The 11,225-nt window shown below is 68.6% G+C and carries 11 protein-coding genes; 7 read left to right on the top strand and 4 right to left on the bottom strand.

All coding sequences use genetic code 11. The features are described 5' to 3' along the window. Window positions 1-443: 443 nt before the first annotated feature. A complete protein-coding gene (locus tag ACFWX1_RS14980; protein WP_378323068.1) occupies window positions 444-941 on the bottom strand; it encodes a hypothetical protein in 498 nt (165 codons plus the stop codon). 67 nt (window positions 942-1,008) lie between these two features. Next, entirely contained in the window at window positions 1,009-1,596 is a 588-nt protein-coding gene (locus ACFWX1_RS14975; protein ID WP_378387507.1) for a TetR/AcrR family transcriptional regulator, read from the bottom strand. Between the two features lie 138 nt (window positions 1,597-1,734). Between ACFWX1_RS14975 and ACFWX1_RS14970 the strand changes: the two genes are divergently transcribed. The 4 genes from ACFWX1_RS14970 (at window position 1,735) to ACFWX1_RS14955 (ending at window position 7,381) form a co-directional block, all read left to right on the top strand. Beyond that, the gene (locus tag ACFWX1_RS14970; RefSeq protein ID WP_378387505.1) at window positions 1,735-2,526 is read left to right on the top strand and encodes an SGNH/GDSL hydrolase family protein; all 792 of its coding nucleotides are present in this window, start codon (window positions 1,735-1,737) and stop codon (window positions 2,524-2,526) included. A 102-nt stretch (window positions 2,527-2,628) separates the two neighbouring features. Further along, window positions 2,629-4,242 (top strand): carboxyl transferase domain-containing protein, encoded by a 1,614-nt coding sequence (locus tag ACFWX1_RS14965; protein WP_378387503.1) that lies wholly within the window; start codon window positions 2,629-2,631, stop codon window positions 4,240-4,242. 2 nt (window positions 4,243-4,244) lie between these two features. Beyond that, window positions 4,245-6,230 (top strand): biotin carboxylase N-terminal domain-containing protein, encoded by a 1,986-nt coding sequence (locus ACFWX1_RS14960; protein ID WP_378387501.1) that lies wholly within the window; start codon window positions 4,245-4,247, stop codon window positions 6,228-6,230. Continuing rightward, window positions 6,227-7,381: an acyl-CoA dehydrogenase family protein gene (locus tag ACFWX1_RS14955; protein ID WP_378387499.1), complete on the top strand. Its 1,155-nt coding sequence runs from the start codon at window positions 6,227-6,229 to the stop codon at window positions 7,379-7,381. The genes ACFWX1_RS14960 and ACFWX1_RS14955 overlap by 4 nt, the downstream gene beginning before the upstream one ends. Window positions 7,382-7,455: 74 nt before the next feature. Here the strand turns inward: ACFWX1_RS14955 and ACFWX1_RS14950 are convergent, their stop codons facing one another. Next, window positions 7,456-8,208 carry an alpha/beta fold hydrolase gene (locus tag ACFWX1_RS14950; RefSeq protein WP_378387497.1) on the bottom strand — a complete coding sequence of 251 codons (753 nt, stop codon included), beginning with the start codon at window positions 8,206-8,208 and terminating at the stop codon, window positions 7,456-7,458. 107 nt (window positions 8,209-8,315) lie between these two features. Here ACFWX1_RS14950 and ACFWX1_RS14945 point away from each other — a divergent pair, with 107 nt between their 5' ends. After that, window positions 8,316-9,428 carry a hypothetical protein gene (locus tag ACFWX1_RS14945; RefSeq protein ID WP_378387495.1) on the top strand — a complete coding sequence of 371 codons (1,113 nt, stop codon included), beginning with the start codon at window positions 8,316-8,318 and terminating at the stop codon, window positions 9,426-9,428. A gap of 87 nt (window positions 9,429-9,515) precedes the next feature. On the opposite strand, the gene ACFWX1_RS14940 is transcribed toward ACFWX1_RS14945, so the two are convergent. Beyond that, complete coding sequence (locus tag ACFWX1_RS14940) at window positions 9,516-10,214, bottom strand: YqhA family protein (protein WP_378387493.1); 699 nt, start codon at window positions 10,212-10,214, stop codon at window positions 9,516-9,518. Window positions 10,215-10,430: 216 nt separating this feature from the next. On the opposite strand from ACFWX1_RS14940, the gene ACFWX1_RS14935 reads away from it, so the two are divergent. Both ACFWX1_RS14935 and ACFWX1_RS14930 read left to right on the top strand, forming a co-directional pair. Then, on the top strand, window positions 10,431-10,943 hold the full coding sequence (locus ACFWX1_RS14935; protein ID WP_378387491.1) for a GNAT family N-acetyltransferase: 513 nt from the start codon (window positions 10,431-10,433) through the stop codon (window positions 10,941-10,943). A 78-nt stretch (window positions 10,944-11,021) separates the two neighbouring features. Next, window positions 11,022-11,225, top strand: a 204-nt coding sequence (locus ACFWX1_RS14930) for an SDR family NAD(P)-dependent oxidoreductase (protein ID WP_378387489.1), incomplete at its 3' end; no start/stop codon positions are given.

Below are 11,225 nucleotides of genomic sequence, written 5' to 3'. Positions count from 1 at the left end.
GGCCTCTTGAGGGACCCTGGGTCCCTCAAGGAGGCCCCCACGGACTTGTGTCGCACTCGAGTGCTGCGGAGTGCGACAAGGGCGTCCCTCGGTGCGGTGAGCGCGCTGAAGGCGTCCTTCAGCACATCCGAGGCGCACCGGTGTCTCGAACGACGCGTTCGAGACGATCAACGTCCTCAACGCGTCGTTCGGGACACACCCCGCGCGGCCCCCTGCCCTTCGCACCGCTCCAAGCCCCAGGCAGGCCACCGATTTCCGGGGTTGTCCACAGTCAGGGAGCACATGTGGACAATTCCCGCCCGCCGCGGCGATCACGCCGGTTTTGTCGTGCCTCGGCGGTAGACTGGTTGCGGGGTCGTCCCCCGGGAGGGTGGGGGATACCCAGAGCAGGGCAGCCGTGGCCGGGAGCGCGGCAAGGCCCTGGTGGGTAAGGGAAGGCGGGGTCAGCCCGCCACGGCGTCGGAGATCCAGGGGGCCACCGGGAGATCGCGGTCCAGGCATTCGACGGAAAGCCGGATCGTCCAGCGCAGGGCCTGCAGCACGAGCGAGTCGACCTCGTCCGGGGCCGCGTTGGCCAGCGCGATCTCGACCTGCTCCTGCGCGGCCGCCGTGTTGCCGTGCACCTCGGCCAGCAGCGTCCGCACGGCCGTCCGCACGGGCGGGTCGGCCTGGTCGATCGAGACCTCCTCGCCCGCCTCGTCGAACACCTGCACCTTCACCGGTGCGCTGCCGCCGTCCCCGAGCGTCGACACCATCGCGCTGCACTCGCCGAAAAGCAGCAGCATCAGCGCTTTCGTCTCGTCCGAGCGGGCCTGCGGCTCGGCCGACGTGGGCGCGACCTGGTCCAGCGCCTCGGCGTCCTCACCGAGGCTGATCGCGACGAGCGCGCGCTGCGCTTTCTCGACGAGCCGCCGCTCGTCCTCGCTCCTGTCCGGGTCCACAGCCCCTATCAAACACCAGCATCGGTGATCGTGGGGATACCCGGAACACGGGCCGGTGGCGTGCCCCTCACTCGGCCGCGCGCAACGCACCGAGCGCGAGGCGGCACAGCAGCTCGGCCAGCTCCTCGTCACCGAGATGGCGGTTGTACGGGGTCGAATTGATCAGCCCGAACACGGCGTGTGCCGCCGACCGGGCCCGGCGTTCGCTCAGGCCGGGCACCGTGTCCCGGATCGCGCGGACCCACACCTCGACGTACTGCCGCTGCAGTGCGCGTACCTGCTTGCGGTCACTGTCGGTGAGATTCGCCAGGTTGCGTTCCTGCACCGTGATCAACGCCGGATGCTGCAACGCGAAGTCGACGTGGAAGCGCACCAGCTCGGCCAGCACGTTCTTCGGGTCACCGAGGCCGGCCCGCGCGCTGCCGCCGTCGAGCAGGTAACGGCTGATCGAATTGAGCATCTCGCCGAGGATCGAGTCCTTGCTGCGGAAATGCCGGTACAGGGCGGGCCCGGAGATCCCGACGGCGGCGCCGATGTCGTCGATGCCGACACCGTGGAAACCGTGGTGCGCGAACAGCTCGGCGGCCGCGGCCATGATCTGTTCGCGCCTGTTCGCCTTCGCGCCGTTCGCGAGTGGGGTGGGGTTCGCCGCCATCTGGTCATGTTAACAACCGCTAACAAGTGACCACGACTTCCTGAGTAGGCCATGCGGTTACGCGGTTTTCTAGGGGTTCCTCGTGGAGTACCCACCTGTAATGCTTCCTTCATGTCAGGCTGTCACGAAGGAGTGACTATGACCCGTCCCCTCATCCGCTGGTGTACGGCCGTGGCCGTCGCCGCTCTCACCACGTTCGGCCTCGCCGGGACCGCGAACGCGATCCAGGCGACCACCTACGCAGCGCTCGGCGACTCGTACTCCTCCGGCGTCGGTGCCGGAGATTACGGCGACTCCGGCGACTGCATGCGCAGTTCCAACGCCTACCCGCAACTCTGGACCAACGCCCATTCGGGCACCAAGCTCACCTTCGTCGCCTGTTCTGGGGCTCGCACGGGCGACGTCGTCAACCAGGCGGCTTCGGTGACCTCGGGGACCACCCTGGTCACCGTGTCCGTCGGCGGCAACGACGCCGGATTCACCGACGTGATCAAGACCTGCACGCTCAACGACGACCAGACCTGCGTCAACCGGGTGAACCAGGCGAAGACCTACGTCAACGGCACGTTGCCCGGCCTGCTCGACAAGGTCTACAGCACCATCAAGCAGAAGGCGCCGAACGCGAAGCTCGTCGTGCTCGGCTACCCGCACATGTACAAGGTGCCGGGCTCGTGCAACGTCGGCCTGTCCGACACGAAGCGCTCGGCGATCAACTCCGGTTCGGACGCTCTCGCATCGACGATCTCCCAGCGTGCTTCGGCCGCCGGGGCCACGTTCATCGACATGCGCTCGCCGTTCAGCGGGCACGAGATCTGCTCGTCCGACTGGTGGCTGCACAGCCTGACCTGGCCGGTGACGGAGTCCTACCACCCGACGGCGACCGGGCAGTCGAGTGGCTACTACGCGGCACTGAAGGCCAAGATCGGCTGATCCTGTTCCTCGTCGCTGGACAGAACGGGTTAGTAGTCGTTAACATCCGAGAGGAGTTAACGACTGCTAACCTGTCTGCGTCCGGGGGACGACGAGGGAGTCATGGACACGCCGGTACTGAACAGCTCCGCCGATCCACGGAGTGAAACGTACGCCCGCAGCGCCACCTCGCACGCCGAACTCGTGGAGGACCTGCGCAAGCGCCTGGACGCCGCGCGGCTCGGCGGCCCCGAGAAAGCGCGTACCCGCCACGTCGAACGCGGCAAACTGCTGCCGCGCGACCGGGTCGACACCCTGCTCGACCCGGGTTCACCCTTCCTTGAGCTGTCCCCGCTCGCGGCCACCGGGATGTACGACGACGAGGCGCCGTCGGCGGGCATCATCACCGGCATCGGCCGGGTGTCCGGCCGCGAGTGCGTGATCGTCGCCAACGACGCGACGGTCAAGGGCGGCACCTACTACCCGATGACGGTCAAGAAGCATCTGCGTGCCCAGGAAGTCGCGCTGCACAACAACCTGCCGTGCGTCTACCTGGTGGATTCCGGCGGCGCGTTCCTGCCGCGGCAGGACGAGGTCTTCCCGGATCGTGAGCACTTCGGCCGGATCTTCTACAACCAGGCGACGATGTCCGGCCGCGGGATCCCGCAGATCGCCGCGGTCCTCGGTTCGTGCACCGCCGGCGGCGCGTACGTCCCGGCCATGAGCGACGAAGCGGTCATCGTGCGCAATCAGGGCACGATCTTCCTCGGCGGCCCGCCGCTGGTGAAGGCCGCGACCGGCGAGGTCGTCACGGCGGAGGAGCTCGGCGGCGGTGACGTCCACGCGCGTCAGTCCGGCGTCACCGACCACCTCGCCGACGACGACGCGCACGCGCTGCGCATAGTTCGCTCGATCGTGTCGACTCTCGGCCCGCGGACGCCGCGGCCGTGGGACGTGACCCCGGTCGAGGAACCCGCCGTCGACCCGGCCGAGTTGTACGGCGTCGTGCCGACCGATCCGCGCGTGCCTTACGACGTCCGCGAGGTGATCGCGCGGATCGTCGACGGCAGCCGGTTCGGCGAGTTCAAGAAGGAATACGGGTCCACTTTGGTCACCGGGTTCGCCCGGATCCACGGTCACCCCGTCGGCATCGTCGCGAACAACGGCGTGCTGTTCGCCGAGTCGGCGATGAAGGGCGCGCATTTCATCGAGCTGTGCGACAAGCGCTCGATCCCGTTGCTGTTCCTGCAGAACATCACCGGGTTCATGGTCGGCCGCGCGTACGAGGCGGGCGGTATCGCCAAGCACGGCGCGAAGATGGTCACCGCCGTCGCGTGTGCCCGCGTGCCCAAGCTGACCGTGATCATCGGTGGCTCGTTCGGCGCGGGCAACTACTCGATGTGCGGACGGGCGTATTCGCCGCGTTTCCTGTGGATGTGGCCGAACGCGCGGATCTCGGTGATGGGCGGCGAGCAAGCGGCGTCGGTGCTGTCGACGGTTCGCCGCGACGCCATCGAATCACGTGGTGGCGAATGGTCCACAGAGGACGAAGAGGCCTTCAAGGACCCGATCCGTGAACAGTACGAGGCGCAGGGCAGTCCGTACTACTCGACGGCGCGGCTGTGGGATGACGGCGTGATCGACCCGGCGGACACCCGCACGGTGGTCGGGCTCGCGCTGTCTGCGGCGGCGAACGCGCCTTTGTCCGAGGTCAACTACGGCGTCTTCAGGATGTGAGCATGTTCGACACGGTGCTGGTCGCCAACCGGGGTGAGATCGCGGTCCGCGTCATCCGGACCCTGCGTGATCTGGGCATCCGCTCGGTCGCGGTCTACAGCGACGCCGACGCGAACGCTCGGCACGTCCGGGAGGCGCACACGGCGGTCCGTATCGGGCCCGCCGAGGCGGCGAAAAGCTATTTGTCGATTCCGGCGATCGTCCAGGCCGCGCGGGACACCGGCGCGCAGGCCGTGCACCCGGGTTACGGCTTCCTGGCGGAGAACGCCGGGTTCGCGCGGGCCTGCGAGGAAGCGGGGCTGGTCTTCATCGGCCCGCCGGTCGGCGCGATCGACGCGATGGGCGACAAGATCCGCGCCAAGGCGACGGTGTCGAAGGCGGGCGTCCCCGTCGTGCCCGGCGCGTCCGATGTGGACATTCCGGCCGGTGGCTTCGCCGAGGCGGCGGCCGGGGTCGGGTACCCGTTGCTGCTCAAGCCGTCCGCCGGTGGCGGCGGCAAGGGCATGCGGCTGGTGACCGAACCGTCCGAACTGGACGCCGCGGTCGAGTCCGCGCGCCGTGAGGCCAAGGGTTCGTTCGGTGACGACACGTTGCTGCTGGAGCGGTTCGTCACCACGCCGCGGCACATCGAGATCCAGGTGCTCGCCGACAAGCACGGCAACGTGATCCACCTCGGCGAACGCGAGTGCAGTCTGCAGCGGCGCCACCAGAAGATCATCGAGGAAGCGCCTTCGGCTCTGCTGGACGAGGCGACGCGCGCGAAGATGGGCGCGTCCGCGGTCGAAGCCGCGCGGTCGGTCGGTTATGTCGGCGCGGGGACCGTCGAGTTCATCATGTCCGCGCACGACCCCGGCGAATACTTCTTCATGGAGATGAACACCCGCCTGCAGGTCGAGCACCCGGTCACCGAGCTGGTCACCGGGCTGGACCTGGTTGAATGGCAGGTCCGTGTCGCGGCGGGGGAGCCGCTCACCCTTGCGCAGGACGACGTCCGGCTCACCGGGCACGCGGTCGAAGCCCGGGTTTACGCGGAAGATCCCGCGCGTGGCTTCATCCCGACCGGCGGAACCGTGCTGGCCGTGCACGAACCCTCGGGCGACGGAGTCCGCGTCGACTCGTGGATGTCCGAAGGCGCGGTGATCGGCTCGAACTACGACCCGATGCTGGCCAAGGTCATCGCCCACGGCCCGGACCGCGCGGCCGCGCTGCACCGGCTCGACCTCGCGCTCGCCGACACCGCGCTGCTCGGCGTCGGCACCAACGTGGCGTTCCTGCGTGGATTGCTGGCCGATCCCGATGTGCGGGAAGGAAAGCTCGACACCGAGCTTGTCGACCGGCGTCTGTCCACTCTGGTCTCTTCCGAGGTGCCGGAGGAGTTCTTCGTCGCCGCGGCACTGGACCGGCTGCTGGAACTGCAGCCGAGCGGGTCCATTGTGGACCCCTGGGACGTCCCGAACGGCTGGCGCATCGGTGGTTCGGGCGGGGTGACCTTCCGGCTCAAGGCCGGCACCGAACAAGCCGTGGTGAAGGTCGTGGGCACGCCCGCCGACGCGACGGTCACCGTCGGGGACGGCGAGCCGGTGCGGGTCTCCGCCCGGCGGGACGGTGACGTGCTGGAAGTGCGGCACCCCAGCGGTTTCCACCGCTACCGGCAGGCCTGCGGTCCGAACAGGACGGTCTGGCTGGCCAGGGACGGACACGGCTTCGCCTTCGGGGAACAGGAAAACATCCTTCTCGCCCGCGGTGAAGCCGCCGGTGCCGGGCCGGTCACCAGTCCGATGCCGGGCACGGTGCTGGTCGTCAAGGTGGCCGCGGGCGACGTCGTCAGCGCCGGAACACCGCTGCTCGTCGTCGAGGCCATGAAGATGGAGCACACCGTCACCGCGCCGATCGACGGCGTGGTCAGCGAACTTTCCGTCCGCGTCGGCCAACAGGTCGCGCTGGACGAAACCCTTGCCGTCGTGACACCCCACGAGGAGAAATCGTGATCGACTTCCGCCTGGACGAAGAGTACGAGTCGCTGCGCAAGACCGTCGAAGACTTCGCGCACGCCGAGGTCGCTCCGGTGATCGGCGAACTGTACGAGCGCGAGGAATTCCCCTACGAGCTCGTCGCGAAGATGGGCGAAATGGGCTTGTTCGGGCTCCCGTTCCCCGAGGAGTTCGGCGGGATGGGCGGCGACTACTTCGCGCTGTGCCTCGCGCTGGAGGAGCTGGCGCGCGTGGACTCCTCGGTCGCCATCACCCTGGAGGCCGGGGTGTCGCTGGGCGCGATGCCGATCTATCGCTTCGGCAGCCAGGAACAGAAGGAGAAGTGGCTGCCCTCGCTGTGCGCGGGCGAGGCGCTGGGCGGTTTCGGGCTGACCGAACCCGGCGGCGGCTCCGACGCGGGAGCGACCCGGACGCGCGCCAAGCTCGACGGCGACGAGTGGATCATCAACGGCAGCAAGGCGTTCATCACCAACTCCGGCACCGACATCACGAAGCTGGTCACCGTCACCGCGGTCACCGACGTGATGGAGAACGGGCGCAAGGAGATCTCCGCGATCATCGTGCCCTCGGGAACTCCGGGATTCGAGGTCGCGCCCAAGTACTCGAAGGTCGGCTGGAACTGCTCCGACACCCACGAACTGTCCTTTTCGGACGTACGAGTGCCTGCCGAAAACCTGGTGGGCGAACGCGGCCGGGGATACGCGCAGTTCTTGTCCATTTTGGACGAGGGCAGGGTGGCCATCGCCGCGCTGAGCGTCGGGCTGGCACAGGGCTGTGTCGACGAATGCCTCAAGTACGTCAAGGATCGTGTCGCCTTCGGCAAGCGGATCGGGGAGTACCAGGCGATCCAGTTCAAGATCGCCGACATGGAGGTCCGCACGCACACCGCCCGGCTGGCCTACTACCAGGCGGCGTCGAAGATGCTGCGCGGCGAGCCGTTCAAGAAGGAGGCGTCGATCGCGAAGCTCGTCGCGTCGAACGCGGCGATGGACAACTCGCGGGACGCCACGCAGATCTTCGGCGGCTACGGCTTCATGAACGAGTTCCCGGTGGGCCGTTTCTACCGGGACGCCAAGATCCTCGAGGTCGGCGAGGGCACCAGCGAGGTGCAGAAGATGCTGATCTCGCGCCACCTCGGCGTCGCCTGAGCCCGCGCTTGAAATGCCGTCAAGGCCACCTTACGGGCGTCAGACGCCCGTAAGGTGGCCTTGACGTACTGCGGTCAGAGACGTTCGTGGACGATCTTCGTGACGAGCGTGGGATCTTCGAGATGGACGTCGTGGCCGGTCGGCGTCGCGATGAGTTCCATCGCGCCGTCGGCCGCCAGCGCGGCGAGCCGTTCGCCCAGCCAGCGTTCGTGCGCGCGCCAGGTTTCCTGCACCGCCTCGGGCAGCAGATCCGCCATCGAACGGGTCGACCGGGTGACCACCAGCGGGCCACTCGCGCGGCGGTAGGCCGCGAACCGGTCGAGGTTCTCGAAGGCGTGCACGACTGTCCTGAGGTAGTCGTCGAGTCTCGTGCCCATGTCTTCGAGTGCTGCCCGTAGCGCGGCATGCTCCTGGGCTTCCCGTTCGGGGGCGAGTCCCGCGTACTGGCTGGGATGAATGGGATTGCCGTGCCCGTCGAGGTTGACCGCGAGCGGGCAGTCGGGATGCTCCGCGGCCCAGAGCGCGGCGATCATGCCGCCGAGCGAGTGCCCGACGACGGCCGGCCGAACGAGGGCGAGGGCGTCGGCGACCGCGGCGACGTCGGACAGCACCAGCTCCCACGACCAGGCCGCCGCGGGAGTCCGGCCGTGCCCGCGGAGATCGACGGCGACCGGGCGGTACCCGAGCGCGCTCAGCCGCGCGGCGACCTCGGTCCAGTCCTCACTGGACCGATCACCGCCGTGCAGGAGCACGATCGGCCTTCCCGTGCCGCCGTGATCGATGACGTGCAGGGGTACTTCCCCGTTGGTGACGGTGAGCGTGGGCATGTCGCAACACAATCACGCGTGGCGGGGACGGGGCGACGGAATTTGGACGCGTAACCGCGGCGCGTATTGCGTGATGACGTTTCTGGCGTCACGCGAAGGAGGGTTTCATGCGCAAGCGCTTACCGGCGGCCATGGTGGCCGCGGGCGCGATGGCCGGGGTGATGGGTGTGTCCGCACCCGGTGCGGAGGCGGCCCCGGCGCCGCAGTACAGACTCGTGCTCGGTTCCGCGACCACGCTGGAATATCGCGGGATCAACGCGCGCGGCGACATCATCGGTCTCGGCACCGACCCGTCGTCCCAAGGGCGGGAGAAAGGTTTCATCCTCAAGGCGGGCTCGAAGACTCCGGTCTTCCTCAACGCGCCCGGCAGCGGTTCCAACCTGCGTGAGGAAACCAGGGCGCTGTCCATCAACGACCAGGGCATGGTGGTCGGGCGGTACGGGAAAGTCGTGGTCTTCCCCGGCGGCGTGGCAGAGGTGCCCCGGCCGGTCCTCTGGCCGGGTCCCGGTGGCACCGGGACCGACCTCGGCGTGAATCCCGCCGGGACGGCCGAGGCGCTCGGCATCAACAACAAACAGCAGATCGTGGGCACCCAGGGCGGTATCGCGGGCACCCCGTGGTCCGAACAGGGCTCGACGGTGACCAATCTTCCCCTGTTCCCCGGCGGCAAGACCGGTGAGGCGCTCGCCGTCAACGGCAACGGGGTGGTGGTCGGCGACGCCGCGCAGGCCGACGGCAGCAAGGCCGCCGCGGAGTGGGTCGACGGGAAGATCAGCTCACTCGGCACGCTCAACGGCGGCTCGTCCGCCGAAGCGCTGGCCATCAACACCGCCGGCCAGGCGGTGGGCGATGCCCTGCCGCCCGGCGCCCCGCCCACCCTGCCCCATGCGGTGCTGTACCAGGGCGGCAAGGCGATCGACCTCGATGTGCCGGGTACCGGCCGGAACGCCGCGCGGGCCAGCGCCATCAACAGCCACGGCGACGTCGTCGGCGAGGACGGGGTCATCCCGCCTCTCGACCTGGTGGGCAGTGGCAACGGCTTCCTCTACCGCAACGGTCACGCGACCGAACTCAACACGCTGATCGCGCCGACTCCGAACGTGCGGCTGGCCGAGGCCACCGGAATCAACGACGCCGGGCACATCGTCGGCATCGCCGCGGTCACCGCGCGGGACGGGTCGCAGTCGAGCGTCGGCTACGAACTGGTGCCCATCACGTAGCCCCAGGTCGTTCCGAACACGTCCGCGTCCGGACCGGTCGCCGGCCCGGACGCGGACACACCCGCGCCGAACACCAGCCCAGCGGGCTTAGGCGGGCTTGGCGGGAACGTGGTTGTCGGTGCCAGGGGAGGCGTGCTCGTCGTGGGCGCGCTGGGCGGGCACCAACTCGGCGGCCTGGAGATGTTTGCCGGCTTCGGTTTTGGTCATGATCCGGTCGATGGCGGCGAGGCCGATCGCCGAAAGCACGAAAATCGAGTGCAGGATTGCCTGCCACATCACGGTCTGCCAGTCGACCTGCCCGGTCGCGACCCGGGTCGGCTGGATGAAGGTGCGGAGCAGGTGGACCGACGAGATGCCGACGATGGCGGTGGCCAGCTTGGTCTTGAGCACGTTGGCGTTGACGTGGGAAAGCCATTCCGGCTCGTCGGGATGCCCACCCAGCCGGATGCGGGAGACGAACGTCTCGTAGCCGCCGACGATCACCATGATCAGCAGGTTGGAGATCATCACGATGTCCACCAGCTGCAGGACCGCGAGCATCACGTCGCCCTCGGTGAAGGGCGCGCCGCCCGCGGCGCCGGAGTGCGCGGCGCCGTCGGCGACACCGGTGAACGCCTGGACCACCAGGTGCCAGGTCTCGACCAGGAATCGCCACACGTACACCAGCTGCGCGATGATCAGCCCGAGGTACAACGGCACCTGCAGCCAGCGGCTGAAAAACAGCAGTTTGCCGACCCCGGCGGGGCCGCGAGGCGTGGTGGACGAGCTGGAACTGCGTGCGGGCATGCGGAATCGACCTCCAACATTGGAGAAAGGTGAGCGAGAGTGGCAACCCGGCGGGCCGTAGCGCGGCACCCTGACCGAGTCCTTGATCAACTTCCTAGTCGGGCCCTCGCCGGACGGCGACCTCAAGACCGGTTTTCCGTCGAAGGAGGGACGGCCGTTGCCATCCGGGGGCCCGAACCCGGCACGCCGATCCGCTCGGTCCGGTAAACAGGAGACATGGAGCAAATCGTCATCCGTTCGGGTGATTCTGGGGACGCGGACACGCTGCTGGGCTTCTTCGACGACGCCGTCGCCTGGCTGGTCACGCGGGGTAGTTCTGGGCAGTGGGGGACCGAGCCGTGGTCGGCGATCCCGAAGCGGGTCGAGCGCGTGCGGGGAATGGCGGCCGACCCGGGCCTGCGGATCGCTGAGGTCGGCGGCGAGCCAGTGGGCGCGCTGATCGTCACCGAGGAATGTCCGGTGCACGTGCCGAAGGCCGGGGAACGGGAGATCTACATCGGGCTGTTGATCACGTCTCGGCGGTTCACCGGGCATGGCGTCGGCGCGAGGCTGCTCGAGTACGCGCTGGACGAGGCGGGGCGCCGGGGTATCGACCTCGTCCGCGTCGACTGCTGGGCAGGTGGTGACGGTCAGTTGCAGGAGTACTACGAGGGTCAGGGCTTCAAACCGACCGTGCGCTTCAACGTCGACGGGTGGATCGGGCAGGTGTTCGAGCAGCGCGTGGGGTAGCGCGAACGGCGGCGCGGGCGCACCATAGTTGGCAGTACGCCAACAGCTCGGAGTCATCGGAGACGAAGAGGAGCCGCCATGGCCAGGCAGCCGCGTTCGCTCACCGGGAAGGTCGTCGTCGTCACCGGCGGCGCGCAGGGGATCGGGGCGGCCACCGCCGCCGCGGCCGCCGGGCTCGGCGCCAGGGTGGTGCTCGGCGATCTCGACGACGTCCGCGCCGAGAAGACCGCGGCCGAACTCGGCGGTGACGTCGTGGCGTTGCGCCTCGACGTCACCCACACC

Origin of the sequence: Amycolatopsis sp. NPDC059021, assembly GCF_042739895.1 — a bacterium.
Classification (GTDB): domain Bacteria; phylum Actinomycetota; class Actinomycetes; order Mycobacteriales; family Pseudonocardiaceae; genus Amycolatopsis.
This window is presented reverse-complemented; position numbering and strand designations above follow the sequence as displayed.